This window comes from Embleya sp. NPDC025285, assembly GCF_055558835.1.
In genome coordinates this window covers 1-24,546 of record NZ_JBVHLU010000025.1, presented here as the reverse complement: position 1 = coordinate 24,546, position 24,546 = coordinate 1, and the positions used below count along the sequence as shown (strand labels likewise).

General features: G+C 71.8%; 23 protein-coding genes. 8 read left to right on the top strand and 15 right to left on the bottom strand.

All coding sequences use genetic code 11. The features are described from left to right. Positions 1–5: 5 nt before the first annotated feature. From ACZ4FV_RS18845 to ACZ4FV_RS18835, 3 genes are all read right to left on the bottom strand, one after another. Positions 6–470, bottom strand: a complete 465-nt coding sequence (locus tag ACZ4FV_RS18845; protein WP_395874240.1) for a glycoside hydrolase family 3 protein — start codon at positions 468–470, stop codon at positions 6–8. Positions 471–581: 111 nt separating this feature from the next. Further along, entirely contained in the window at positions 582–1,172 is a 591-nt protein-coding gene (locus ACZ4FV_RS18840; RefSeq protein ID WP_465322928.1) for a hypothetical protein, read from the bottom strand. Then, on the bottom strand, positions 1,169–1,897 hold the full coding sequence (locus ACZ4FV_RS18835; protein ID WP_465322927.1) for a hypothetical protein: 729 nt from the start codon (positions 1,895–1,897) through the stop codon (positions 1,169–1,171). Before ACZ4FV_RS18835 ends, ACZ4FV_RS18840 begins: the two co-directional genes overlap by 4 nt. 126 nt (positions 1,898–2,023) lie before the next feature. Between ACZ4FV_RS18835 and ACZ4FV_RS18830 the strand changes: the two genes are divergently transcribed. After that, entirely contained in the window at positions 2,024–2,770 is a 747-nt protein-coding gene (locus tag ACZ4FV_RS18830) for a nucleotidyltransferase family protein (RefSeq protein ID WP_395874234.1), read from the top strand. 223 nt (positions 2,771–2,993) lie between these two features. Here ACZ4FV_RS18830 and ACZ4FV_RS18825 read toward each other — a convergent pair whose 3' ends face one another. Beyond that, the gene (locus ACZ4FV_RS18825) at positions 2,994–3,428 is read right to left on the bottom strand and encodes a MarR family winged helix-turn-helix transcriptional regulator (protein ID WP_395874232.1); all 435 of its coding nucleotides are present in this window, start codon (positions 3,426–3,428) and stop codon (positions 2,994–2,996) included. 177 nt (positions 3,429–3,605) lie between these two features. On the opposite strand from ACZ4FV_RS18825, the gene ACZ4FV_RS18820 reads away from it, so the two are divergent. Beyond that, positions 3,606–4,184, top strand: coding sequence for a YceI family protein (locus tag ACZ4FV_RS18820; protein WP_465322926.1), 579 nt, complete (start codon positions 3,606–3,608; stop codon positions 4,182–4,184). Between the two features lie 164 nt (positions 4,185–4,348). On the opposite strand, the gene ACZ4FV_RS18815 is transcribed toward ACZ4FV_RS18820, so the two are convergent. Next, positions 4,349–5,548: a DegT/DnrJ/EryC1/StrS family aminotransferase gene (locus tag ACZ4FV_RS18815; RefSeq protein ID WP_395874228.1), complete on the bottom strand. Its 1,200-nt coding sequence runs from the start codon at positions 5,546–5,548 to the stop codon at positions 4,349–4,351. Positions 5,549–5,662: 114 nt separating this feature from the next. Between ACZ4FV_RS18815 and ACZ4FV_RS18810 the strand changes: the two genes are divergently transcribed. Further along, positions 5,663–6,598 (top strand): aldo/keto reductase, encoded by a 936-nt coding sequence (locus ACZ4FV_RS18810; RefSeq protein ID WP_402229994.1) that lies wholly within the window; start codon positions 5,663–5,665, stop codon positions 6,596–6,598. Next, positions 6,595–7,371, top strand: a complete 777-nt coding sequence (locus ACZ4FV_RS18805; protein WP_395874224.1) for a FadR/GntR family transcriptional regulator — start codon at positions 6,595–6,597, stop codon at positions 7,369–7,371. Before ACZ4FV_RS18810 ends, ACZ4FV_RS18805 begins: the two co-directional genes overlap by 4 nt. Positions 7,372–8,003: 632 nt before the next feature. Here the strand turns inward: ACZ4FV_RS18805 and ACZ4FV_RS18800 are convergent. From ACZ4FV_RS18800 to ACZ4FV_RS18790, 3 genes are read right to left on the bottom strand one after another with little or no spacing between them, the layout of a single operon-like run. Beyond that, positions 8,004–8,750 carry a succinate dehydrogenase/fumarate reductase iron-sulfur subunit gene (locus tag ACZ4FV_RS18800; protein ID WP_395868427.1) on the bottom strand — a complete coding sequence of 249 codons (747 nt, stop codon included), beginning with the start codon at positions 8,748–8,750 and terminating at the stop codon, positions 8,004–8,006. Further along, positions 8,747–10,759 carry a fumarate reductase/succinate dehydrogenase flavoprotein subunit gene (locus ACZ4FV_RS18795; RefSeq protein ID WP_465322925.1) on the bottom strand — a complete coding sequence of 671 codons (2,013 nt, stop codon included), beginning with the start codon at positions 10,757–10,759 and terminating at the stop codon, positions 8,747–8,749. The genes ACZ4FV_RS18800 and ACZ4FV_RS18795 overlap by 4 nt, the downstream gene beginning before the upstream one ends. A 5-nt stretch (positions 10,760–10,764) precedes the next feature. Beyond that, a complete protein-coding gene (locus tag ACZ4FV_RS18790; protein WP_395868423.1) occupies positions 10,765–11,478 on the bottom strand; it encodes a succinate dehydrogenase cytochrome b subunit in 714 nt (237 codons plus the stop codon). An 88-nt stretch (positions 11,479–11,566) separates the two neighbouring features. Here ACZ4FV_RS18790 and ACZ4FV_RS18785 point away from each other — a divergent pair, with 88 nt between their 5' ends. Then, positions 11,567–12,487 carry a LysR family transcriptional regulator gene (locus tag ACZ4FV_RS18785; protein WP_395868421.1) on the top strand — a complete coding sequence of 307 codons (921 nt, stop codon included), beginning with the start codon at positions 11,567–11,569 and terminating at the stop codon, positions 12,485–12,487. 56 nt (positions 12,488–12,543) lie between these two features. Here the strand turns inward: ACZ4FV_RS18785 and ACZ4FV_RS18780 are convergent, their stop codons facing one another. Next, a complete protein-coding gene (locus tag ACZ4FV_RS18780; protein WP_395868418.1) occupies positions 12,544–12,993 on the bottom strand; it encodes a PaaI family thioesterase in 450 nt (149 codons plus the stop codon). Positions 12,994–13,062: 69 nt separating this feature from the next. On the opposite strand from ACZ4FV_RS18780, the gene ACZ4FV_RS18775 reads away from it, so the two are divergent. After that, on the top strand, positions 13,063–13,851 hold the full coding sequence (locus ACZ4FV_RS18775) for a TetR/AcrR family transcriptional regulator (RefSeq protein WP_395868416.1): 789 nt from the start codon (positions 13,063–13,065) through the stop codon (positions 13,849–13,851). A 43-nt stretch (positions 13,852–13,894) separates the two neighbouring features. On the opposite strand, the gene ACZ4FV_RS18770 is transcribed toward ACZ4FV_RS18775, so the two are convergent. The 3 genes from ACZ4FV_RS18770 to ACZ4FV_RS18760 form a co-directional block, all read right to left on the bottom strand. Further along, entirely contained in the window at positions 13,895–14,014 is a 120-nt protein-coding gene (locus ACZ4FV_RS18770; RefSeq protein WP_379989414.1) for an Rv0909 family putative TA system antitoxin, read from the bottom strand. A 266-nt stretch (positions 14,015–14,280) separates the two neighbouring features. Next, positions 14,281–14,856 carry a TerD family protein gene (locus ACZ4FV_RS18765; protein WP_395868414.1) on the bottom strand — a complete coding sequence of 192 codons (576 nt, stop codon included), beginning with the start codon at positions 14,854–14,856 and terminating at the stop codon, positions 14,281–14,283. A 395-nt stretch (positions 14,857–15,251) separates the two neighbouring features. Next, positions 15,252–17,162, bottom strand: a complete 1,911-nt coding sequence (locus ACZ4FV_RS18760; protein WP_465322924.1) for a sensor histidine kinase — start codon at positions 17,160–17,162, stop codon at positions 15,252–15,254. Between the two features lie 329 nt (positions 17,163–17,491). Between ACZ4FV_RS18760 and ACZ4FV_RS18755 the strand changes: the two genes are divergently transcribed. Both ACZ4FV_RS18755 and ACZ4FV_RS18750 read left to right on the top strand, forming a co-directional pair. Further along, complete coding sequence (locus ACZ4FV_RS18755) at positions 17,492–19,627, top strand: MMPL family transporter (RefSeq protein ID WP_395868410.1); 2,136 nt, start codon at positions 17,492–17,494, stop codon at positions 19,625–19,627. 142 nt (positions 19,628–19,769) lie between these two features. Then, complete coding sequence (locus ACZ4FV_RS18750) at positions 19,770–20,180, top strand: VOC family protein (RefSeq protein WP_395868451.1); 411 nt, start codon at positions 19,770–19,772, stop codon at positions 20,178–20,180. 48 nt (positions 20,181–20,228) lie between these two features. Here the strand turns inward: ACZ4FV_RS18750 and ACZ4FV_RS18745 are convergent, their stop codons facing one another. From ACZ4FV_RS18745 to ACZ4FV_RS18735, 3 genes are all read right to left on the bottom strand, one after another. Beyond that, positions 20,229–20,909, bottom strand: coding sequence for a response regulator transcription factor (locus ACZ4FV_RS18745; protein WP_465322923.1), 681 nt, complete (start codon positions 20,907–20,909; stop codon positions 20,229–20,231). After that, the gene (locus ACZ4FV_RS18740; RefSeq protein WP_465322922.1) at positions 20,906–22,150 is read right to left on the bottom strand and encodes a sensor histidine kinase; all 1,245 of its coding nucleotides are present in this window, start codon (positions 22,148–22,150) and stop codon (positions 20,906–20,908) included. Before ACZ4FV_RS18740 ends, ACZ4FV_RS18745 begins: the two co-directional genes overlap by 4 nt. A 111-nt stretch (positions 22,151–22,261) precedes the next feature. Continuing rightward, positions 22,262–24,346, bottom strand: coding sequence for an MMPL family transporter (locus ACZ4FV_RS18735; protein ID WP_465322953.1), 2,085 nt, complete (start codon positions 24,344–24,346; stop codon positions 22,262–22,264). Positions 24,347–24,546: the final 200 nt, after the last annotated feature.

Below are 24,546 nucleotides of genomic sequence, written 5' to 3'. Positions count from 1 at the left end.
GAGGGTCAATAGGACAGTCCGTGGCCGGTTTCGAAGAGCGGCTCCGCGTCCGCGGGCAGGTCGCCGGCGAGCCGGCCGGCGGGTGCGTAGCGGCCGAACACGACGTCCAGCACACCCTCGTCGTCGGCGCCCCTGGTGCCCAGCAACGCGGCGCAATAGCCGACCAGATCGGCCACCGCGGCGGGCCGGTACAGGTCTATCACCGCGACCGTGGGCACCGACGCGGCGATGTCCACGATCCGGTCGAGTTCGGCGTCGCCGTGCTCCTCGGGCAGGCGCAGCAGGGCCACGTCGGCGTCGGCGAGGTCGCTCACCACGGTCGCGTACCGGGCCGCGACGTCGGTGTCGACGTGTTCGGTGTACACGCGCAGCGCGTCCCGCAGGGGTAGGGCCGGTCCGCCGCTCGTGCTGATGCGCGAGCTGATGCGGTTCGTGAGCAGCACGACGGCGTGCGGGTCCCGATCCGTCATGGGTGAGCCCTCCTCCTGGCCGCGGCAGGCGCCGCCCTGACCCCGGACCCTACGCGTCGGGGACGACGTCGCGGGCACCAGGTGGCCGGCGTATACCCCCGACTGCCGTGCTCAGCCCGGTGCGTCCAAGGCCGCGGCCGCGGTGCGGGCCAGTGCGATCAGCCGCTCGCGATCGACGGCCGGGATGATGATGTCGACGGAGGTGACCAGGTCGCCGCGCGCCCGGGCGAAGGCGAGGCCGTCGCCGCGCGCGGGATCGCGGTAGATCACCGCGGCGTCGGAGATGCCGGGCAGCGTCTCGCGCGGGCCCGGGCCGGTGGCGGTCGAACGTGCGGTGTCCAGCGGGCCGCCGACCATCGCCTGGGGCAACTGCCCGACGACGACGGTCAGTACCCGACGGTCGCCGGCGTCGAGGTACTCGCACGAGCGCCCGGCGTCCGCCGACCGGGTGTGCACGGGGCCGATCGCGAGCACCTCCTCGACCCGGGTGGTCGAGAGCAGTTCGCAACCGTCGGCCGGTGGTGCGTCGGCGGCGGGCGGGGAGGGGGTGGGTCGAGGCGGCGCGCCCGCCTTGTCGCCGGCCGCCGCGGTGGACATCGGCACGTGCCGCGGCGGTGTGTCCGGATCTTCGCAGCCGCCGAGCAGGCACGCCAGACCCACCACCCCCACCAGGGTGGCGGCGGGCCCGACGCGCCCGGTCACAGCCGGCCGATCATCGTCCGGGCGATGTTGGCGAGGACGTCGGGCGAGACGTCCTTCTTGCTGTGGTTGATGTAGACGTCCGCGTCCAGATAGGTGTCTCCGACGAGCTTCGTCCAGACCACCCCGTTGGAGGTCGAGCTTTGGTAGGTGAAGGCCGCGTCGCCGACCTCCGGCAGCGCGGTGGGGTTGTCCCCCGAGCCGATGGTTTTCTTGGCGGCCTGCTCGGCGGTGCTGTACTTGGGATCGCTGTTGGACATCATCACCGTCATCATCGACAGGCCCCGGGCGTCCCGGTAGTCGCAGAACGAGCTGCTCGAACTCTTGAGCTTCTCGTCCACCTCAGCCTTGACCACCGGCAGACCGAGCAGCGTGGCCACCTCGGCCGCGGTGAAGAAGCGACAGGGATCGTTGATGTAGGCCGCGGTCGATCCGGTCGCGGGTGCCGAGGTACCGGTCGAGGAGGTGCTCGGCGAGGCGGTGGCCGACGCGGACGCCGACGTCCCGCCGGTGGGCGGCGCGGTGGTGCGGCGGGCCGGCGGGGTGGTGGCCGCCGAGCTCCTCGGTCGGCCGGTGGGCTCGCTCGTCGGCTTGTCCTTGCCGCTCTCCAAGGCGCGAACGGTGTCCAGGGGCGACCTGTCGTTGTTGCCGCATCCGGCGACCGTGGTGCCGACGGCCAACGCGACGAGTACCGCTGCCACGTCTGTGCGGACATTCGTGGTGCGCACTTTGCTGTTCCCCCCGGTGTTCGAAGTGCAGTCGTCCATGAGATGAACCTAGGGCCCAGCGCGTTCCCGAACGAGTGGTACCTCCCTTGGAAGTCGAGGGGGATCCGAGGGCGCGATAATGCGCCCATGACTTCCGCACCACATTCGACCACCCACTCGGGGGCTCGCGCGGTCACGCAGGCCGTGATCCTCGCCGGCGGGCAGGGTTCACGGCTGCGCCCCTACACCGACGATCGACCCAAGCCGATGGTGGAGATCCCCGGCACCGGCACCCCGATCATCGGACACCAACTGCGCTGGCTGGCCGCGGAGGGCGTGCGCGACGTCGTGGTCTCCTGCGGGCACCTCGCCGAGGTGCTCCAGGACTGGCTCAAGAGCGCCGATCTCCCGGTGCGCGTGGAGACCGTGGTGGAGACCGAACCGCTGGGCCGGGGCGGCGGGTTGAAGTTCGCCGCCGCCGCGCTGCCGCGCCCGGACGAGCCCTGGTACGCCACCAACGGCGACATCTGGACCCGGTTCTCGCTCACCGAGATGGCCGCCTTCCACCACGAGCGCACCGCGCTGGCCACGCTCGCGCTGGCGCGACCCCGGATTCCCTGGGGCGTGGTGGAGACCGACAAGTACGGCCACGTCCTGGACTTCATCGAGGCGCCGCCCTCGCCCTACCTGATCAATGCCGGCGTGTACGTGTTCGCGCCCGAGTTCACCGCGCTGCTGCCGGACGTCGGCGACCACGAGCGCACCACCTTCCCCGGGCTCGCCCGGGCCCAGCGGCTGGCCGGCTTCCCGATCCCGCAGGGCGCCTACTGGCGGGCGATCGACACCGCCAAGGACCTGTCCGAGGCGGCTCGGGAGCTGCGCGCGGACGGCTGAGCCGGGTCTCGCCTCGGCGCGCGGCGGCACACCGTTTCCGGTCGCCGAACAGGTCCAACGAATCCGCCCCCGGCCGCTCGGCGGCTGGGGGCGGATCGTTCTCCCGGGGTGGTGCCGGCTGCCTTCGTCGATGGGCGAGTCGTTCGGGGTCTTACGCGCGCTTCCCGTGACCCCCGCGGCCACGGGTTCGAGCGGGCGGGCTACTCGCTGGCGGTGGCCGCGGTCAGGACGAGATGCCCGCGCGGGCACCGGGGTTGGCGGTGTCGCGCACCACCCGTAGACCGTCCAGCAGCCCGGCGAGCTGACCGTCGGTCAGCGGGTCGATCAGCCAGGTCTGGAGCAGGTCGACGTGCCCGGGCAGGACACCGCCTATCCGGTCCGCGCCGTCGCGGGTGAGCACCGCGAACAGCGCGCGGCGGTCGGTGGGGCAGTTCTCCCGGGCGACCAGCCCTTCCTTCTCCAGGCGGTCCACCACGCGGGTCACCCCGGAGGTGGACAGCGACGTCTGCGCCGCGAGATCACTCATCCGCAGGCGCTGCTCGGCCGAGCGGGACAACCGGACCAGCACGTTGAAGTCCACCGTGGACAGGCCGTGCTCGGCCAACTGCGGGCTGAGCCGGTCCATCAGGCCGGTATAGACCTCCACGAGCAGTCCCATGGCGGTGATGCGTGGATCGTCGAAGGGAGTGGTAGTCGATGGGGCGGGGGATGCGGCTCTCGGGGGAGTGTGCATGTCCCTATCATAGCAAGTAGTTGACATGCGGAATATCTATGGGCAAGATATTGCTGAGGTCGATATCCGCAAGGCAACGATATCTCTCCCGAGGAGTGCGACATGACCGCCACCACCCCCCGCCGCGACTGGGAAGGGCTCACGATCCCGACGGCCGGCACCTACGCGCTCGATGTGGCCCACACCCGCGTCGGGTTCACGGCGCGGCACTTGATGGTGAGCAAGGTGCGTGGCCAGTTCACCGACTTCACCGGAGCGATCACCGTCGCCGAGGACCCGATGGACTCCACCGTCGAGGCGACGATCTCCACCGCGAGCATGACCACCGGTCAGCCGGACCGCGACGCCCACCTGGCCAGTGCGGACTTCATGGAGGTGGAGAAGTATCCGCAGATGACCTTCCGTACCCTGCGCCTGAGCGGCCACGACGGCAACGAGTTCACCCTGGCCGGCGAGCTGACCATCAAGGGCATCGCCCGCGAGGTCGAGCTCGCGGTCGAGCTGGAGGGCCTCGCGACCAGCCCGTGGGGGCAGGAGGTGCTCGCGTTCACCGCGACCACGGAGATCAACCGCGAGGACTACGGGATGACCTGGAACCAGGCGCTGGAGAGCGGCGGCGTGCTGGTCTCGAAGAAAATCAGGATCGAGATCGAGGGCGAGGCCGTCCGCCAGGACGGCTGATCGGCGCCGACGGTTCGTGGGCGAGGGCGGACAGGGGCCGGGCGGGACGCGCCCGGCCCCTTCGGCATGCGGTTTCTCGGTGGGCGGTCCGTCACGGTGCGCGGCCAGTGTGCGGCCCCTCCGGTGTGACGGACGCGAGTTCGGAGGCGGTCGGTCCGTCGTGCTCAGCGCGTCGCCAGGAAGGCGTCCACCTGCTCGTGGATGTAGGCCACATCCTCGGCGTCCATGCGATGGTTCATCGGCACGATCAGCGCGTGCTCCATCACCCGGTCGGCATTGGGGTAGCCGCCCGGGTCGGCGCGGTGCGCGATGTCCTTGAAGCCGGGCTGGCGCAGGATGTTGCCCGACCACACGGTCCGCGTGGACACCCCGCGCTCCTCCAGCCACGCCTGCATCTCGCCGCGAGTGAACGGCAGCCCCTCGTTCAGCAGGATGGGGAAGTTGAGCCACCCCGTCTCCAGGCCCTCGGTCTGGCGCGGTGCGGTGAACTCCGCGCGCGCGTCGAAGTACGCGTGATGCGCGGCGAAGTGCTCCCGACGGGTGGCCAGGAACCGGGGCAGCTTGGCGAGTTGGGCCAGCCCGAAGGCGGCGCCCAGCTCCGAGGGCTCGAAGTTCCAGCCGATCTCGTCGAAGATGAACAGGTTGTCGTACAACACGCCGTCGATCTCCTCGAAGAAGTCGCGGTTGCCCCGCTTGGAGCCGAAGAGCTGCAGTTCGCTGCGTCGGCCCCAGCGCCGCAACATCAGACCGCGGTCGCGCAGGTCCTCGTCGTCGGTGAGCACCATGCCGCCGTTGCCCGCGCAGGTGATGATGTGCGACATCGCGAAGCTGGTCACCGAGATGTCCGCGCGGGTGCCCGTCGGCGTGCCGCGCAGGGTCGCGCCGAGCGCGTCGCAGGAATCCTCGATCACCTTGAGGCCGTGCCGGTCCGCGATCGCCCGGATCACGTCCCAGTCCGGGGCGTTGCCCGCGAGGTTGGGGGTCAGGATCGCCCTGGTGCGCGGGCCGATCAGGGCCTCGATCCGGGTCGGGTCGATCTGGTAGGTATCCGGCTCGACGTCGGCGAGCACGGGCACCAGACCGGCCTTGACCATCGGTGCGATATCCGTGGAGAAGGTCAGCGTGGAGGTGATGATCTCGTCCCCGGGGGACAGACGCAGCAGTTCGATCGCGAGATACAGCGCGGAGGAACCCGAGTTGCACATCAGGCCGTTGCGCTTGCCGAACAGCTCCGCGACGCGCGTCTCCAGTTCCGCGACATTGCGTCCGATGCCCATCGCCGAGGGCGGCCCGTTCAGGACCGCCAGCATCGCGTCGATCTCGCTCTGGTCGTGCACGCTGCCGGCGTACGGGATCTTGCGCATGAGTGCCTACCCTCGTGGTGATGTCGGATCGCAGCACGGCTGACGAGGCGTCAGCTGACGATGTGTCATGGCTATCATGGCTATGATGGGTGAACAAGACGACGGGAGCTGAGCGTGCGCTACACCACCGTGGGCAAGTCGGGTCTGAAGGTCTCCGCGATCGGCCTCGGCTGCAACAACTTCGGGATGCGGATCGACCAGGACGGCGCCGACAAGGTGGTCGGCGCCGCGCTCGACGCCGGGGTGACCCTGTTCGACACCGCCGACATGTACGGCGGCGGGAAATCCGAGGTGCTGCTCGGCAAGGCACTCGGGAGCCGCCGCGAGGACGTGGTCGTGGCCACCAAGTTCGGCGCGAAGGTGGCCGAGGGGCCGTACGGCCGCGGCTCCTCGCGCCGGCACATCGTGCGGAGCTGCGAGAACAGCCTCCGGCGCCTGGGCACCGACCACATCGACCTGTACTACCAGCACTACGCCGACCCGGAGACCCCGATCGAGGAGACGCTGAGCGCGCTCGACGACCTGGTCCGGGCGGGCAAGGTGCGCTACGCGGGCACCTCCAACCTCGCCGCGTGGCAACTCGCCGACGCAGCACACCTCGCCGGCTCCACGCGGTTCGTGGCCGCGCAGATCGAGTGGAGCCTGCTGGAGCGCACCGTCGAGCGGGACATGGTGCCCGCGGCCCGGCACTTCGGCGTCGGCGTCATCCCGTACTTCCCGCTCGCGTCCGGCCTGCTCAGCGGCAAATACCGGCGCGGCGAGGAGTTCCCGCAGGACAGCCGGTTCGCGGCCATCCCGCGCTTCGCGCAGGCCGTGGCCACCGACGACAACTTCGCGATCGTCGAGCGGCTCACCGCCTACGCCGAGAGCCAGGGCCTGACCCTGCTCGCCCTCGCGCTGTCCTGGTTGGCCGCGCAACCCGAGGTGGCGTCGGTGCTGGTCGGCGCGACCCGTCCCGAGCAGGTCGCGGCCAACGCGGCCGCGATCGTGGACCTCACCGCGACCCAGGTCGCCGAGATCGCCGAACTCGCCGCGGCGGTACCGGCGTGAACCCCGCGGCGCAGCCGGTCCGATCCGGCACCGAGCGATCCCTGCGCAACGCCGGCATCGCGGACGAACTCGCCCGCCGGCTGCGTCGCCGGATCCTGGACGGTCCGCTGCGGGACGGCGACATGCTGCCCAAACAGGACGACCTGATCGCCGAGTTCGGCGTCGGCCGCACCACGCTGCGCCAGGCGTTCCGGATCCTGGAGACCGAGGGCCTGATCACGGTCAAGCGCGGCAACACCGGTGGCGCGGTGGTGCACGTCCCGCAACCGGCGGATGCGGCACACATGTTCGGCATGGTCATGCACGCGCGCCAGGTCCGCTTGGACGACCTCGCGCAGGCGCTGCGCCGGCTGGAACCGGTCTGCGCGGCGTTGTGCGCGGCGCGCCCGGACCGGGCCACCGAGGTGGTGCCCTGGTTGCGCGAGGTGCACGCGCGGATGGAGCGCGCGGTCGAGGACGGACCGGCCTACATCCGCGCCGGTCGCGACTTCCACGAGGCCCTGGTGCTGTTGTGCGGCAACGAGACCATGAAGATCCTGCTCGGCGCGGTCGAGGTGTTGTGGGCGCAACAGGAACGCGAATGGGCCCAGGAGGCTTTGGCCGACACGGGCGAACGCGTCCGCCGCGCCGGCCTGCGCGACCACGAGCGCCTGATCGCCCTGATCGAGGCCGGCGACGAATCCGAGGTCTACCGCGAATCGGTACGCCACCTCGAAGCCGCCCAGGACTACCCCTTGCGCGGCCGAGGAGGCGCCCCCATCACCTCCCCCTGACCCCAACCCCGAACGCCGCCCGGCCAACGCCACCCCGCGGCCCGGCCGGCGTTCGACCCCACCCGGCCGCCCCCGTCCAACGACCCGCAGCCCGTCCGGGCGGCCAAGCCCCAACCAGCCCGGCCGGCGCATGGGCCAAGGATCCGCAGCCCGTCCCGGCGGCGGCCTCGAATCCCAGCCCAGCCGGCGTTCGAGGCCAACCAGCCGCAGGCCGGACCGCGGAGCCCGACCACAGCCGTCCGGGCGGCCGACCCCAAATCCCAGCCCGGCCGGCGTTTGAGGCCAAGGATCCACGGCCCGGCTGGGCGGCCAGGTGCAGCCCCGGCCCGGCCGGCGTTTGACGCGGAGAGCCGCAGTTCGTCGGGGCAATCAGCCCCAAGTCCCAGCCCGGCCGGCGTTTGAGGCCAAGGATCCGCGGCCGTCCGCGCGGCCAGGTGCAACCCCGGCCCGGCTGGCATTTGACGCAGGGAGCCGCAGTTCGTCGGGGCAATCAGCCCCAAATCCCGGCCCGGCCGGCGTTTGATGCGGAGAGCCGCAGTTCGTCCGGGCAATCAGCCCCCAACTCAGCCCGGCCGGCGTTTGAGGCCAACCGGCCGCAGGCCGGCCAGGTGCAGCGCCATGCGGCGACGAGCTCAGCGCCCCCGCCACGCGGCAGAAAGCACGTCCCCGTTGAACCGCCCGATGACCCCCAGCGGAATGCCCTTCGGGCACACCGCGGTGCACTCGCCCGTGTTGGTGCAACCACCGAAGTCCGCGTCGTCGTGAGCGTGGATCATCGCCTCGACGCGCGTGTCCTGCTCCACCGCACCCTGCGGCAGCAAACCCAGGTGGGTGGCCTTCGCGGCGGTGAACAACATCGCCGACCCGTTCGGACACGCCGCCACGCACGCGCCGCAGCCGATGCAGGTCGCGGCCTCGAACGCGGCGTCCGCGTCGGCCTTGGGGATCGGCGTCGCGTGCGCCTCGGGGGCCGAGCCGGTGGGCGCGGTGACGTACCCGCCGGCCTCGATGATCCGGTCCAGGCCGGAGCGGTCCACCACCAGGTCCTTGACCACCGGGAAGGCCGCGGCACGCCACGGCTCGACGTCGATGGTCTGCCCGTCGCGGAAGTGCCGCAGGTGGAGCTGGCAGGTCGTGGTGGCCTTCTGCGGCCCGTGCGGCACCCCGTCGATGACCAGGCTGCACGCGCCGCAGATGCCCTCGCGGCAGTCGTGGTCGAAGGCGACGGGCTCGTCGCCGCGCTCGGTGAGCCGCTCGTTGAGCACGTCCAGCAGTTCCAGGAACGACATGTCGGCCGACGCGTCCGGCACGTCGTAGGCGACCATGCCGCCCCGATCCGCCGGGCCCTTCTGCCGCCAGATGCGCAGGGTGAGTTTCATGCGTAATTCCTCGTGGCCAGGGTGACGTTGTCGAAGGTGAGCCGTTCGCGGTGCAGTACGGGCGGGCCGTCCGTGTACTCCCACGCGGCGACGTAGGCGAACGCCTCGTCGTCCCGGGCGGCCTCGCCGCCGGCGCTCTGGTGTTCGGCGCGGAAGTGGCCGCCGCAGGACTCCTCGCGGTGCAGCGCGTCCAGGCACATCAGCTCGGCGAGTTCGAGGAAGTCGGCGACCCGACCGGCCTTCTCCAGCGACTGGTTCAGCCCCGCGCCGGTGCCCGGTACACGCAGCCGCGACCAGAACTGCTCGCGCAACCGCGGGATCCGCGCCAGCGCCTCGCGCAGCCCGGCCGCGTCGCGCTCCATGCCGCACTTCTCCCACATCAGCAGACCCAGCTCGCGATGGAAGTGGTCGGCGGACAGGTCGCCGTCGATCGCGAGCAGGCGCTTGACCCGGTCCTGGACGCCCTGTTCGGTGGCCACCACCTCCGGATCGTCCGCGTCCACCGGCCCGAACGGCCCGGCCGCGAGGTAGTGGGTGATCGTGGTAGGCAGCACGAAGTAGCCGTCGGCCAGACCCTGCATGAGCGCCGAGGCGCCCAGCCGGTTCGCGCCGTGGTCGGAGAAGTTCGCCTCGCCGATCACGAACAGGCCCGGGATGGTGGACTGGAGGTCGTAGTCGACCCACAGCCCGCCCATCGTGTAGTGCACCGCCGGGTAGATCCGCATCGGTACGGTGTACGGGTCCTCGCCGGTGATCCGCTCGTACATCGCGAAGAGGTTGCCGTACTTCTCCTCGACGGCCGGCGCGCCCAGCCGCTCGATCGCGTCCGCGAAGTCGAGGTAGACGCCGAGCCCGCCCGGTCCCACGCCGCGTCCCTCGTCGCAGACCCGCTTGGCCGCGCGCGAGGCGATGTCGCGCGGGACCAGGTTGCCGAAGGCCGGGTACATCCGCTCCAGGAAGTAGTCCCGCTCCGCCGCCGGGATGTCGCCGGGCGCGCGGGTGTCCCCGCCGGCGGTGGGCACCCACACCCGGCCGTCGTTGCGCAGCGACTCGCTCATCAGGGTGAGCTTGGACTGGTGCTCGCCGGAGACCGGGATGCAGGTCGGGTGGATCTGGGTGAAGCACGGGTTGGCGAACAGCGCGCCGCGCCGGTGCGCGCGCCAGACCGCGCTCGCGTTGCAGCCCATCGCGTTCGTGGACAGGAAGTAGGCGTTGCCGTAGCCGCCGGTGGCCAGGACGACCGCCTCGGCCAGGTGCGTGGTGACCTCGCCGGTGACCAGATCGCGCACCACCACGCCGCGGGCCCGGCCGTCCACCACGACCAGGTCGAGCATCTCGGTGCGCGCGTGCACGGTGACGTTGCCGGCCGCGACCTGGCGCGACATCGCCTGGTAGGCGCCGAGCAGGAGTTGCTGGCCGGTCTGGCCACGCGCGTAGAACGTCCGGGAGACCTGCGCGCCGCCGAACGAGCGGGTGTCGAGCAGACCCCCGTAGTCGCGGGCGAACGGCACGCCCTGCGCGACGCACTGGTCGATGATCTGGGTGCTCACCTCGGCCAGCCGGTGCACGTTGGACTCGCGGGCGCGGAAGTCGCCGCCCTTGATGGTGTCCTTGAACAGCCGGGCCACGCTGTCCCCGTCGCCGCGGTAGTTCTTGGCGGCGTTGATGCCGCCCTGCGCGGCGATGCTGTGCGCGCGGCGCGGCGAGTCCTGATAGCAGAACGAGGTGACGGGGTGGCCCAGTTCGGCCAGCGTTGCGGCGGCGGAGGCGCCCGCGAGACCGGTGCCGACGACGATGACCGGGAGCCGGCGCCGGTTGGCCGGGTTGATCAACCTGGCGGCCAGTCGGCGCTGTTCCCAACGCTCGGCCAGCTCACCGTCCGGAGCCGCTTCGTCGGCGATCTCGGCGCCGACGGTGTAATGCGCGTACTCGGTGTGCCCGGGTCGCCCGGCGCCCTCGCCGGATGCGAGGTGTCCGGTGTCTCGGGTTGTCTCGGTGTGTCGGTCCATCACGTTCACCCCACGATTCCGACGGTCACGGCGAACGGCACGGAGAGGAATCCGACCGTCATGAACACGGCGTATCCGGTCGCGATCCGACCCATCAGCCGCTCGGTGCCGGGGCGTTGCCGGCCGAGCGAGCGGGTCATGCTCCACACGCCGTGGCGCAGGTGGAAGCCGACCGCGACGACCGCCACGGTGTAGATCGCGGTGATGTACCAGTGCTCGAAGTCGGCGGTGACGTTGGTGTACGGCTTGCCGGAGGCCCCGACCGGATTGGCCACCCCGACGGTGAGGTCGAGCAGGTGGTAGACCACGAACAGGGCGATGATCACACCGCCCCAGCGCATCGTGCGCGCGGCGTACGAACCCTGGACCGGCGGGCGGTGCACGTACTTGACCGGCCGCGCCCGGCGCGCGCGTCGGGTGAGCAGGATCGCCATCGCCATGTGCACGAGCACGGCCGCGGTCAGGCCCACCCGGATGATCCACAGGGTGCCCTCGTGCGGGACCAGCGGCTCGCCGATGGTGCGCAGCCAGTGTGCGTAGTGGTCGAAGCTCGACTCGCCGAAGAAGATCTTCAGATTGCCCAACATGTGGACGGTCAGATAGGCAAGGAGCACGGCACCGCTGAGCGCCATCGCGACTTTCATCATGACGGTCGAACGGTGCGACGCTCCCTGCCTGCGCTGCCCGGCGGCACCGGGTGCGCGGGTCAGGGTCGCCATGGGTTCGACGGTAGGCGGACCAAGGTCATGCCGTCCAAGATCGGAAATGCCTCGTTTCGATAGCCGTCGGCTATGCAAGGCTGAGGGTATGCAGTTCCAGCAGCTCGTCTACTTCGTCGCGGTCGCCGAGACCCGGCACTTCACCCGCGCGGCCGCGCGTACGCACGTCGCCCAGCCGTCGTTGTCCAAGCAGATCCGGGCCCTGGAGCACGAGTTGGGCGCCGAACTGTTCACCCGCGTACGCGGCAACATCGCGCTGACCCCGGCGGGGGAGCGGCTGCTGCCGATCGCGCGACGGATTCTGGCGGACGTGGACGTCGCGCACCTGGAGGTGGCCGAGCTGGTCGGGCTGCGCTCGGGCCGGGTCCGGATCGGCGCCACCCCGTCGTTGTCCGCCAGCCTGCTGGCCGAGGTGTTGCGCAGCTTCCAGGCCCGCTACGCGGGCATCCGGCTGCTGGTCGACGAGAACGGCTCGCGGGACCTGGTCCGGGCCCTGCTGCGCGGCGATCTGGACCTGGCGCTGATCGTGGTGCCGCCGCAGGGGGTCGGCGCGGCGCTGACCACCGAGCCGCTGCTGCGCGAGGATCTGGTGCTCGCGGGCACGCCGCCGGTGGCCGGTGCGACCGTGCCGATCGAGGCGCTGCGAGGGGTGCGGCTGGTGATGTTCCGGGACGGCTACGACCTGCGCGAGTCGACTCTGACCGCGTGTCACGAGGCGGGTTTCGAGCCGGAGTTCGCGATCGAGGGCGGTGAGATGGACGCGGTGTTGCGGTTCGTGGAGGTGGGCCTGGGGCCGGCCATCGTGCCGAGCATGGTGCTGGTCGGCCGACCGGGCCTGACCGCGACGCCGCTCACCCCGCCGGGCCTGTCCCGCACCATCGCCCTGGCCCACCGCAGCGACGCCGCGCTCACCCACGCCGCGCGCGCCTTCCGCGAGGAGCTGCGCGCCTTCCTGACCCCCGATCGCCTGCCGGCCGGTGTCGAGCGCATCGGCGAGCACGCGGTGTGATCCGCCGCCGGTCGGCCGGCGCCCGAGGCACCGCCCGACCGCCGGCGTCGCGGGTGTCACCCCAGCGGCATGATCAGGCAGGTCGTGGTCGCGGTGGCGAGCAGGCGGCCTTGGTGGTCGGTGAGTTCGGCCTCGGCGGTGCGGATCGTGCGACCGCGATGGATCACCCGGCCCTCGGCGCGCAGCTTGCTGCCGTCGAGCGGGCCCGGGCGCAGGTAGCGCACCGAGATGTCGAGCGAGGTGTACCCGGTCGCGGGCGGCAGGGTGGTGTGCACCGCGCAGGCCATCGCGGAGTCCAGCAGTGTGGCCGCGATGCCGCCGTGCATGGTGCCGATCGGGTTGGCGAACTCGGGCCGGGCGGACGCGCTGAACACGATCCGGCCGTCCTCGACCTCTTCCGGCTCCATGCCGATGAACGGGCCGATCCCCGTGGGCATGCCGTGGTCCCGCAGGGCCTGGAGCTGTTCCAGACCGGTCGGTCCCGCGGTCGACGACGTAGTGCTCATTCCGAACCCCTCACCTGAGTTGACGCTGTCAAGTTGACAGCGTCAAGTCGGTGGCTGTCAACTGGACGCGTGCCGCCCACCAGTCGATCCCGCGCCCGTACCCGTGCCCGTCCCGGGGACGGCGCGCTGCTGCGCGACGAGATTCTGCGCGCGGCGACCGCGCTGCTCGACGAGGCCGGCGACGAGTCCGCGCTCACGCTGCGCGCGGTCGCCGCGCGTGTGGGTGTGACGACGCCGTCGGTGTACCTGCACTTCGCGGACAAGGAGGCGCTGGTCGAGGCGGTGTGCCTCGCGGTGTGGGAGGACCTCGGGCGGCGGATGCGCGAGGTGGGCGACGGCATCGCGGATCCGTACCAGTCGATGCGTCGGCGCGGTGCCGCGTTCGTCCGCTTCGGGCTCGAACACCCGGTGCAGTACCGCCTGTTGATGATGCGGCCGCGATCGGGCTCGGCGGGCGGGTGGACCGCGGCGGACGCGTGCCTGGCCTACGTCGGCGAGGCGATCCAGCCGTGTCTGGACGCCGGTGTCCTGGTCGGCGACCCGACCCGGCTGACCCTGCAGATGCTCGCGGCGCTGCACGGCCTGGTGGCGCTCTACCTCGCGCGGCCCGACTATCCGTGGCCGGACGACGTGGAGACGATGGCCGACGAGGTGACCCGGATGGCCGGGTTGGGCTCCGCGCTCGCCGGCCGTCTGCGCGGTCCCGGCCCGGCGCCGAGCACGAGCGCGTTCGCGGCGGGATTCGACGCGCTCGCCGACCGGCTGCGGCGGCCGGAGCAGGGCGAACCGCCTGCGGGCCCGGCGCAGGACGCCGGGCCGACGCGCGGCGACCCCGAGGGCGGCGGGTCGCTCCCGTAGCGGCGGGCGGGGGAGACGGCCGCGCGCCCGGTGCGCGTGCGGGTCAGTGACCCTTGCGCTTGTCCGCCTGCTTCTTCACCTTGTCCACGATGGACTTGACCTTGTCCGGGTTCTTCTTGGCGTAGTCGGTCGCCTTCTTGATCAGCTTGTCGAGACCGGCCATGACGCCCACTCCTTGTTTCGTTCGGGGCGATCGGATCGCCACCGCTCTGGTCGATGTCACTGTGCCGCGACCGCTGTGCCTGCCGGGGCGCTGCCCGGACGCGGTACCGCGGACCGGATGCGATGCCGCTCCGGTTCAGGATCAACCGCCGCCCGCCCGAAATCGTTCCCCCGGACCCGACGTCAGGGCCGCACCGACGACGATGCGGCCCTGACGCACGTTCGTGCGGGGGTCGTGCGGCCGGGGCCGACCCCGGGGGAATCGGCTCAGATGTTGACGCCGAAGTCCTTCGCGATGCCGGCCAGACCCGAGGCGTAGCCCTGGCCGACCGCGCGGAACTTCCACTCGTTGCCGTTGCGGTACAGCTCACCGAAGACCATCGCGGTCTCGGTGGACGCGTCCTCGGTGAGGTCGTAGCGCGCGAGTTCGTTGTTGTCCGCGCGGTTGACCACCCGGATGTAGGCGTTGCGTACCTGGCCGAAGGACTGGTCCCGGGCCACCGCGTCGTGGATCGACACGGGGAAGACCACCCGCTGGACGTCGCCGGGCACGGACGCGAGGTCGACGTTGACGGTCTCGTCGTCGCCATCGCCCTCACCGGTGAGGTTGTCGCCGGTGTGCTGGACCGAGCCGTCGGGGCTGGTCAGGTTGTTGTAGAAGACGAAGTGCAGATCGGACAGCACCCGACCGTCGTTGCCGAGCAGCAGTGCGCTCGCGTCGAGGTCGAAGTCCGCACCGGTCGTGCTGCGCGCATCCCATCCGAGACCCACCGCGACGGCGGTGAGACCGGGCGCGGCCTTGGACAGGGATACGTTGCCGCCCTTGGCGAGACTGACTCCCATGGCAGTGCTTCCTTCCCTCGTGCATGTCTGGGTACAGGCGGATCGGGTGATCACGCGACGGCCGCCGATGGGTGAATCTACAGGACTGTAGAAGCCCGGCGTGCGCCGGCGCGACGTGTGCATGTCGTGTGACGTGCGATCGCCAATGCAGTGATACCCCATCCCACCATCGTGGGACGACAGCGGGCGGCCGAACTCTCGGGACGGATGCGTCGATTCGGCCGCGCCCGGAGCCCGGGCGGGTCGCGCGGGGGCGCGAACGGCGGGGTAAATGGGTTGATTTCCTTGGAGATTACCGCACATCGCCCAGACGCCTTCGGGGCAACTCCCCCTCCGCGCGCGGCAGGCGCGAAACGGCGCGGACGGGCGCGGTGGGGGCCGGCAGCGCGCGGGCTTCAATCGCGCACGAGCCCCGCGCGTACGTCTCCGGGTATGCGCGCACGCAGCCGGAACGCGTCGCCGACGACCCCGGCGGTGAGCGTGCCGCCGAGCGCCGCCAGGCGCCCGTCGAGGGACTTCAACCCCAGGCCCGCCCCGGTCGGCGCCGAGCCGGCGCCGGCACGCACGCCGTCGTTGGTCAGGAGCAGTACGACCGCGCCGTCCGGCTCGACCGACGCGATGATCGCGCACCGGGTCGCGGAGCTGTGCCGCAGTACGTTGGTGGCGCCCTCGCGCAGCACGGTCGCCAACACGGTGTCGATGCCCGCCGGCAACGCGCCCACGTCGACGGCGACCTCCACCGCCACCCCGGCCCCGGCCAGCACGTCCCGCGCGGTCCCCGCCTCGACCGCCAACGACATCCCGCGATACCCGCCCGAGACCGTGCCGACGTCCGCCAGCGCCTGCCGGGCCATGGCCAGCCCCTCGGCGAGCCGGCTCGCCGCCGACTCCGAGTCGCGATCGGCGAACCGCAGCGCCAGTTGGGTCTTGAGCACCAGCGCGGACAGACTGAAGCCGAGCAGGTCGTGCAGATCGTGTCCCAGCCGCAGCCGTTCGCGGGCGACCTGCCCGGCGGCCAACTCGACCCGGGCCGCGCCCAGCGCCCGCGCGAGGTCGGCCATCCGGACCAGACCGTAGACCAGCGCCGCGCGCTCCAGGATCCACACCACGTGGTAGACGCGATCCAGCAGGGTCGGACTCCAGGTGCCGAAGTACACGTCGTGCAACGCGAATCCGATCACCGCGAGCACGCGCCACGGCCCGCGCAGCAACACCAGGGCGAGCCCGGCCAGGAACAGCCCCACCGACCAGACCCGGGCGTCGAACACGACGAGCGGCACGTACGCGAGCGCGATCTGCGCCGCGAACGTGCACCGCCACCAGCGGGGCCGCCCACCGGAGGCGGGTGTGCAGTTGCGGATGTACAGCGCGACGAAGGCGCACAACAGGAGCCCGAACAGCGCCTGTCGGGCCGGGGAGTAGTCGCTCGCGGCGAGCACCCGCAGCGGCAGCGGCACGATCAGCAACACCAGGATCGCCACCCGCAGCACCGCGACCGCGCGCGGCGTCGGCTCGTCGGCGATCGCCGGCGGCGGGGTGTTCTCGACGCTCTTGTGCTCGTGCGCGAAGGCCCGGGCCCGGGCCATCGCCGCACGGGCCTCGGCCAGCGCCTCGGTCAGGGCCGGCCGGGTGCTCTCCGGGCGCTCGCGCAGTCCGACCACAAGCGCGTCGCCGCCGGCCAGGATCCGGGTCAGGCTCGCGCCGACGCCGTCGGTCAGGTGCCGGGCGAAGCGCAGGCGTTCCCGGGCGACCTCGGCCTCCGCGAGCGCGGTGCGGGTCGCGGCCAGCGCGGCGACCAGGTCGGCGAGCCCGGCGAGCGCGTACACCGCCAGCCCGACCAGGGCGGCCTGCCCCAGAACCAGGTACAGCGCCTCCACCACGGTCGGCCGGACCGCGAGACCGACCGGCACCTGTACGGCCAGCACCGCCACGAACCCCGCCCAGGCCGCCCACGCGGGCCGCAACAGAAGCAGCGCGGCGCCCGCGAGGAAGCCCGGATTGCCGTACCAGGTCTCGTGGAACCACGTCATCGGCAGATAGGTGAGCACGGCCTGCGCGCCGAGCGTCCACCGCCAACCCGCCGGCCGGGAGCCGTCCGCCGGGCGTACGCAGTTGCGCAGGTGCAGCGTCACCAGGGCGAGCAGCAGGCCCAGCGCGATCGCCTTGGCGCCGGTCGACAACCGGGTCGACTGGACCAGCCCGACGAAGCCGCCGAAGAAGAACCCGCAGGTGATCACCGCGGTCACGACCCGGGCGAGCAGCGGCGCGAAGGCGGCGTCCTCCCGAGGGCCGAAGGCGGCCCTCATCGCGTCGCGACCACTCGACGCCACCATCACCATCCCGTGCCGTTCCCCGGTGCCGCCGACGGCGGCGCTGTGCGAGCATGCCGGCCGCCCCGGGCGTCCCGGCGGAGCCCGGCTTTTCCCTCGGCGGCAGCCAAACGGTACCGACCGGACACCGGACCCTCGCGCCGGGGTCCACCGCGCGAAACGGGTCTCGGCGCGCGGGTGCCGGCGCGTCCCGCGCCGCCGGTGGGGCCGGTCACCCGCACGGATCACCCGGCTGGCGCGGCCTCTCGGCGCGTTCGACGGTGACGTGAGGCAGCCGTATCCGTCGAGTACGAAGCGAGGCGCCCATGTTCGCGGCCCTGGGCCGGTTTGTCGTACGCAGGCCCTGGTGGGTCATCCTGGCCTGGGTGATCGCGGCGGGTGTGGTGATCGGCCTCGCGCCGAAGCTGACCTCCTCCACCGACGAGAAGAGCTTCCTGCCCAAGTCCTACGAATCGGTGCGCGCGTCCGACCTGCGCAACCAGGACTTCCCGCAACAGGAGAACGTCGGCGCGGTGATCGTCTTCCAGCGCTCCGACGGCAAGCCGTTGACCCAGGCGGACAGCGAGCAGGTCGCCCGGATCTCGGCGTCGGTGCAGGCGCGGAAGATCGAGGACGTCCTCGCGGTGACCCCGGGGCAGGTCTCGCCGAACGGCCTCGTGCAGACCTCGACGGTCGCGATGCCGGAGATCACCGACCCCAACGACGAGACCCCGCAGGACGCGGTCGAGGAGATGCGCAAGGACGTCAAGGCGCAGGTGGCCGGCACCGCCCTGACGGCGGGCATCACCGGTCAGGCCGCGCAGGCGCTCGACGAACGGGACTCCTCGAAGAAGGCCGGCACGCTGGTCGCGGTCGGCACCATCGTGATCATCGTGTTGCTGCTCCTGATCATTTTCCGCAGCCCGATCATCGCGCTGCTGCCGGTGGTGATCATCGGGCTGATCGCGCCGATGGCCACCGGGCTGATCGCGTCGGCCAACAAGGTCTTCGACATGAAGGCGGACAGCTCGATCGAACAACTGCTCACCGTGGTGCTGTTCGGCGTCGGCACGGACTATGTGCTGTTCCTGCTCTTCCGCTACCGCGAGGTGCTGCGCGAGGGGGTCGACGCCAAGACCGGCATGGTGCACGCGGTGTCCAGGGTCGGCGAGGCGATCGCCTCCGCCGCGGCGGCGGTGATCGTCGCGTTCGCGGCGCTGACCCTGTCCACGCTCGGCATGCTGCGCTCGATGGGCCCGGCGCTTGCGATCGCGGTGTTCGTGACGCTGGTCGCGGGCCTGACGCTGGTGCCGGCCGTGGTCTCGCTGCTGGGTACCCGCGTGTTCTGGCCGTCCAAGTCCTGGCGGGTCGCGCCGCACGGCACCGGCTTCGCCCGACTCGGCCGGGGCATCGGGCGCCGACCGGCGGTGTTCGCGGTGCTGTCCGCGCTGGTGATGGGCGTACTCGCGATCGGCGCGCTGGGCTACAAGGCCAACTTCGACCTGGCCGGCTCGTCGCTGCCCTCGGACAAGGAGTCCGTGGTCGCGATGAAGAACCTGGAGAAGGGCTTCCCGCCCGGCACCACGGACCCCACCGAGGTGTACCTGACCTCGACCACCGGCCGGCCGCTCACGCCCGCAGAGCGGATCCCGTTCGAGGCGGCGCTGCAGCGGGTGCAGGGGGTCGGTTCGGTGACCGAGGCGGTGCTCAGCGCGGACCAACGAACCGCGTTCTACTCGGTGGTGCTCACCGACTCGCCCGCCACCGACGACGCCCTGTCGACGATCAAGGACCGGCTCCGGCCGACCATGCACGAGGCGGCACCGGCCGGGACCCGGGCGCTCGTGGGCGGGATCAGCGCCGTCTACGTGGACATCAACCGGGCTGTGGACCGGGACTACTCGGTGGTCTTCCCGGTCGCCGCGGTGTGCATCATGATCATCCTGGGCCTGCTGCTGCGCAGCCTGGTCGCGCCGTGGTACCTGATGGCCTCGGTCGCGCTCGGTTTCGGCGCCACGCTCGGCGCGACGTCGGTGCTGTTCCAGAAGATCGGCGACCAGCCCGGGCTGATGTTCATGCTCCCGGTGATCATGTACCTCTTCGTGGTCGCGCTCGGCACCGACTACAACATCCTGATGGTGTCGCGATTGCGTGAAGAGGCCCGAGAGGGTCACAACCCCCACGACGCGGCGGCCGTCGCGGTCAAGCACTCGGGTCCGACCATCGCGGCCGCGGGCGTGATCCTGGCGGGCACCTTCGCGACCCTGATGCTGGCGGGCAACTCGACGTTGTCCCAGATGGGCTTCGCGCTCTCCAGCGGCATCGCGATCGCGGCCTTCATCATGGCGCTGATCTTCACCCCGAGCCTGACCGCGCTGATCGGACACACCGCGTGGTGGCCGGGCCACGGCGACACCAAGCCGGCCGGCGAGACGGAACGCGAGAGCGAACGGGTGGGGTGAGGCCGCGCCGATCCGCGGGCAGGACCCGCCTTCGGCGCGGCGGCGCGGCCGATCGAAAAAAGTTCGGCGCGGCCGATGAGTTCTTCCGCGGGGGACCGTCTACCGCTTCGGAAGCACCGAGACGTACGAGATGGGACGCATCATGGCCACGATGATCTTTGTGAACCTGCCGGTCAAGGACCTCGCGAAGGCGACCGAGTTCTACACCGCGCTCGGGTTCACCCAGAACGCGCAGTTCAGCGACCAGAACGCGAGCTCGTTCGCGATCAGCGACACGATCCACGTGATGCTGCTCGTCGAGCCGTTCTTCAAGACCTTCACGAGCAAGGAGATCGTCGACGCGACCAAGGCCACCGAGGCCATCGTCGCGCTGAGCGCGGAGAGCCGCGAGGGTGTCGACGAGCTGGTGGAGAAGGCGTTCGCGGCGGGCGCCAGGACGTCGAACGAGACGATGGACCAGGGATTCATGTACGGCCGCAGCTTCCAGGACCCGGACGGCCACCTGTGGGAGGTCGTGTACATGGACATGTCGGCGGTCCCGGACCAGCCCTGAGCCGGGGTACGACGCGGCCCGTCCGGCGGGGCGCCGCGCCCGCTGTCGTCAGAGGCCGGGTGGTTCGGGGCGTACCAGGCCGCTCTGGTAGGCGATGACGACGAGTTGGGCGCGGTCGCGGGCGCCGAGTTTGGTCATGGCTCGTTGGATGTGGGTGCGCACGGTCAGGACGCTCAGGACGAGTTCTCGGGCGATCCGGTCGTTGGATTTGCCGTGGGCCGCCAGGACGGTGACCTCTTGTTCACGGGGCGTGAGGTCGGCGAGGCGTTCGGCCGGGGCGAGGGGCGGTCCTGCGGCGGGGGTGGTGAGGAAGCGGGTGATCAGCGCTTGGGTGGCCCCCGGGGACAGGAGGGCTTCGCCCGCGGCGATGGTGCGGATGCCGTCCAGCAGCGTGTCCGTGGTGACGTACTTGCCGAGGAAGCCGCTGGCACCCACACGTAGTGCCTGGGCGACGTATTCCTCGGTCTCGAACATGGTCAGGATGAGGACGCGGGTGCCGGCCAGGCCGGGGTCCGCGCAGATGGTGCCGGTGGCGGCGAGGCCGTCGCCGTTGGGCATGCGGATGTCCATGAGGACGACGTCGGGCCGGTGCGCGCGGGCGAGTTCCACAGCCTCCCGGCCGTCGGCGGCCTCGCCGACGACCTCCAGGTCGTCGCAGGAGTCGATCAGGAGCCGGAAGGTGCCGCGCAGCAGGGCCTGGTCGTCGGCGAGCAGGACGCGGATGGTCAACGGGTTTCCTCGGGTCGTCGTCCGGTCGGGGCGTCCGCCGGGGTGCGGGGCTCCGGGGTGCGGGGCTGGAAGGGGAGGGCGGCGGCGACTTCGAAGCCGCCTTCGGGTCGGGGGCCGGCGCGCAGGTCGCCACCGACGGAATGGGCACGTTCGCGCATGCCCATCAGTCCGTATCCGCCGCTGGGCATCGGCGGGACGGCCCCGCCGTGCATTGTGCCGTCGTTGGTGACGGTGATGAGCAGACGCGAGCCGTCGTAGCGCAGCCGGACTCGGGCCGCGTGGTCGGGCGCGTGTTTCGTGGCATTGGTCAGGGCCTCCTGGATGATCCGGTAGGCGGTCAGGTCCACTCCCGGGGACAGCGGCCGAGCCTCGCCCTCGATGTCGACGGTGACGGTCAGGCCGGCCGATGCGCAGGCCGCGACCAGTTCGGGCAGGCGGTCCAGCCCCGGGGTGGGTTCCAGCGGGGAGGCGTGCGGGTCGGCGGTCTGGCGCAGCACGCCCACCGTGGCGCGCAGTTCCAGGAGCGCGGAGGTGGTGGTGCCGACCAGGTCGGCGAGGATCCTGCGGGTCTGCTCCGGGTGCGTGTCGGCGAGATGGGCGGCGGTGCCGGCCTGGGCGTGGGCGACGGCCATGTGGTGGGCGACGGCGTCGTGGAGTTCGCGGGCGATGCGCATGCGTTCCTCGGCGACGCGGAGCCGGGCCTCCTCCTCGCGGGTGCGTTCGGCGTGCGCGGCGCGGGCCTGGACGGACTCGAGGTAGGCGCGCCGGAAGCGGCTCCTGCCGCCCAGGGACACCGGCAGCAGCAGCCACAGGACCGTGCCCACGGTGCGGAGGATGAAGTCGTCGCCGAGCGGCGCGCCGGCCAGCGAGGTGGCCACGAGCAGGGCCACGGTCGCCGAGCCGTAGACGCCGGTGGTCCGTGAATCGGTAAGCGCGGCCAGCCAGTACAGGGCGGTCATGACGGGCGCCAGCAGCAGGGGACTGGGCAGGTAGCCCAGGGCGGTCAACAGGGCGGCCGCGGCGGCGGTGACCGCGAGGGTGGCGCGCGGGCGGCTGCGGGCGGCCAGGACGGCCGCGCCGGAGACCACGAGGATCCAGGCGGGCCACAGGGCGTGCGGGGGCGAGGACTCGGACGTGCTGATCTGGGCCCCGAAGAGCGTGCAGACGCACAACGCCACCGCCGTCACCACGTCCGCGGTTCGGGCGTGGCGCTCCGCGTACCGTTCGAGGTAGCTGGTCATCGTGCTCTCCGCTGGGGGGCGTTGCAGGAATCCATGGTCGCCGACGACCACGAGGACGGGGCGTGCGGACCGCCCGAGACACGGGTCTCGGGCGGTCCTGGGTGGAGCCGGTCACACGCGGGCCTGGACCGGCCCTTCCGGGTCATGGTCGGGTCGTGCGTGGCCGAGCGCCCCGCCTTCCACGTCGACCCGGGGCAGGACGCGGCCCAGCCACCTCGGCAGCCACCAGGCACGGTCGCCGAGCAGGGCCAGGACGGCGGGCACGATCGCCATCCGGACCACGAATGCGTCGAAGAGCACCGCGGCGGCCAGGCCGAACCCGAGCATCTTGATCAGCCCCCCTTGTTCCCCGATGAACCCGGAGAAGACCGCGATCATGATCAGCGCGGCGGCCGTCACCACCCGGGCGCTGTGCCGGAACCCGGACACGATCGCCTGATCGGCGGCTTCCCCGTGGGTGTACGCCTCCCGCACCCGGGAGACCAGGAAGACCTCGTAGTCCATGGCCAGCCCGAAGACGATGCCCATCATGAAGATCGGCATCAGGCTCATGATCGGCCCGGTCTGCTCCACCCCGAACAGGTCCGCGGCGTGTCCCTCCTGGAAGACCAGCACCAACGCGCCCAGCGCCGCCAGCACCGAGAGGACGAAACCCAGGGCCGCCTTGACCGGCACCAGGACGGACCGGAAGACCAACAGCAGCAGCACCGCCGCCAAGCCGCCGACCACCGCCAGATAGGGCACCAGCGCGGACTGCACCTTCGCGGCGATGTCGATGTTCAGCGCGGTCGTGCCGGTGACCTCGAACGTCGCCGACGCCTGCTTCTGCACAGCCGCCCGGCCGCGGCGGATCGTCTCCACCAGGTCCTTGGTCTTCTCGTCCGTGGGGCTGGTCGAGGGGGTGGCCCGGAAGACCGCCGTGTCGCCGGCCTGGTTGAAGCGGGCCGGGGAGACCGACACGATGCCGTCCGTGTCGCCGATCCGGTCGCTGACGGCGCGCACCGCGGCCTGCGGGTCGGCTGCCCCCTTCGCGTCCACGACGATGGTCAGCGGCCCGTTGAAGCCCGGGCCGAAGCCCTCGGCGAGCGCGTCGTAGGCCCGCCGCTCGGTGGTGGCGGTGGACTTGGCCTCGTCACCCGGCATGCCCAACCGCAGCGACGCCATCGGCACGGCCAGGGCGGCCAGGCCGACCACGCCGAGAACCAGCACCGCCACAGGACGACGCAGCACGAAACGTGCCCAGCGCGTGCCCAGGTTGCCCCGCCCGCCGGCGGTGCGGTCGGCGGGCCCGGTGATGCCACGCGTGCCGGCCTTGCGCGCCCTGCGTGCCAGCACCGCGTCGGGCCAGAACCCGAGCAGCGCGGGGACGACCGTCAACGCGACGAGTACGGCGACCGCGACGGTCCCCGCGGCGGCCAGGCCCATCTTCGTCAGTGTCGGAATCCCGACCACCGACAGACCCGCCAGTGCGATCACCACGGTGAGCCCGGCGAACACGACCGCCGACCCGGCGGTACCCACCGCCACCCCGGCCGCCTCCTGCGGTGCCCGGCCGCGCCCGCGCTCCTCCCGATAGCGGGACACCACGAACAGGGCGTAGTCGATGCCCACCGCCAGGCCCAGCATCATCCCGAGGGTGATGGTGTCCGAGGACAGGCCCAACGGGCCCGCGAGCAGCAGGATTCCGAACAGGCTCACGGCGACACCCACGATCGCGGTCAGCAGCGGCAGGCCCGCGGCCGCCATCGACCCGAACGTGAACAGCAGCACGACCGCCGCCGCCGAGAGGCCGACGATCTCCGCGGTCCCGCCGGGTCCGCCGCCGCTGTCCATCGCCGACCCGCCGGTCTCCACCGTCAAGCCCGCCGCCCGCGCCCGCTCCGCCGCCTTGTCCACCGCCGCACGACTGGCGTCGGTGACGTCGGCGGACTCCACCTTGTAGGTGACGGTCGCGTACGCCGTCGAACCGTCCTCACTGACGGCCTTCGACTCGAACGGGTCCGCGACACCGGCCACCTGCGGGCCGAAGCCCAGCGAGCCCACCGCGTCCTCGACGGCCTTCCGCAGGTCGCCCGCGGTCACCTTCCGCCCGCCCGGGGCGACGAAGACGACCCGGGCGGTGGCGCCGTCCGCGGCCGTTCCGGGAAAACGCTCCTCCATGAGATCGAACGCCTTTTGCGACTCGATCCCCGGCATCGAGAACTCCTCGTCCGAGGGCCCCTGCGCCTGCGCAGCGCCCACCGCGACCGCGGCCAGCACCCCCAGCCACACCAGGAGGACCGCGGGGGGGGGGGGGGGGGGGGGGGGGGGGGGGGGGGGGGGGGGGGGGGGGGGGAGGGGGGGGGGGGGGGGGGGGGGGGGGGAGGGGGGGGGGGGGGGGGAAGGGGGGGGGGGGG

What these genes read in the sequence shown, in the direction of transcription:
- ACZ4FV_RS18845 (WP_395874240.1), bottom strand. Translation starts at nt 470, where the DNA reads ATGACGGATCGGGACCCGCACGCCGTCGTGCTGCTCACGAACCGCATC.
- ACZ4FV_RS18830 (WP_395874234.1), top strand. Translation starts at nt 2,024, where the DNA reads ATGACTTCCGCACCACATTCGACCACCCACTCGGGGGCTCGCGCGGTC.
- ACZ4FV_RS18825 (WP_395874232.1), bottom strand. Translation starts at nt 3,428, where the DNA reads ATGGGACTGCTCGTGGAGGTCTATACCGGCCTGATGGACCGGCTCAGC.
- ACZ4FV_RS18820 (WP_465322926.1), top strand. Translation starts at nt 3,606, where the DNA reads ATGACCGCCACCACCCCCCGCCGCGACTGGGAAGGGCTCACGATCCCG.
- ACZ4FV_RS18815 (WP_395874228.1), bottom strand. Translation starts at nt 5,548, where the DNA reads ATGCGCAAGATCCCGTACGCCGGCAGCGTGCACGACCAGAGCGAGATC.
- ACZ4FV_RS18800 (WP_395868427.1), bottom strand. Translation starts at nt 8,750, where the DNA reads ATGAAACTCACCCTGCGCATCTGGCGGCAGAAGGGCCCGGCGGATCGG.
- ACZ4FV_RS18795 (WP_465322925.1), bottom strand. Translation starts at nt 10,759, where the DNA reads ATGGACCGACACACCGAGACAACCCGAGACACCGGACACCTCGCATCC.
- ACZ4FV_RS18790 (WP_395868423.1), bottom strand. Translation starts at nt 11,478, where the DNA reads ATGGCGACCCTGACCCGCGCACCCGGTGCCGCCGGGCAGCGCAGGCAG.
- ACZ4FV_RS18785 (WP_395868421.1), top strand. Translation starts at nt 11,567, where the DNA reads ATGCAGTTCCAGCAGCTCGTCTACTTCGTCGCGGTCGCCGAGACCCGG.
- ACZ4FV_RS18780 (WP_395868418.1), bottom strand. Translation starts at nt 12,993, where the DNA reads ATGAGCACTACGTCGTCGACCGCGGGACCGACCGGTCTGGAACAGCTC.
- ACZ4FV_RS18770 (WP_379989414.1), bottom strand. Translation starts at nt 14,014, where the DNA reads ATGGCCGGTCTCGACAAGCTGATCAAGAAGGCGACCGACTACGCCAAG.
- ACZ4FV_RS18765 (WP_395868414.1), bottom strand. Translation starts at nt 14,856, where the DNA reads ATGGGAGTCAGTCTCGCCAAGGGCGGCAACGTATCCCTGTCCAAGGCC.
- ACZ4FV_RS18760 (WP_465322924.1), bottom strand. Translation starts at nt 17,162, where the DNA reads ATGAGGGCCGCCTTCGGCCCTCGGGAGGACGCCGCCTTCGCGCCGCTG.
- ACZ4FV_RS18755 (WP_395868410.1), top strand. Translation starts at nt 17,492, where the DNA reads ATGTTCGCGGCCCTGGGCCGGTTTGTCGTACGCAGGCCCTGGTGGGTC.
- ACZ4FV_RS18750 (WP_395868451.1), top strand. Translation starts at nt 19,770, where the DNA reads ATGGCCACGATGATCTTTGTGAACCTGCCGGTCAAGGACCTCGCGAAG.
- ACZ4FV_RS18740 (WP_465322922.1), bottom strand. Translation starts at nt 22,150, where the DNA reads ATGACCAGCTACCTCGAACGGTACGCGGAGCGCCACGCCCGAACCGCG.
- ACZ4FV_RS18735 (WP_465322953.1), bottom strand. Translation starts at nt 24,346, where the DNA reads ATGCCGGGGATCGAGTCGCAAAAGGCGTTCGATCTCATGGAGGAGCGT.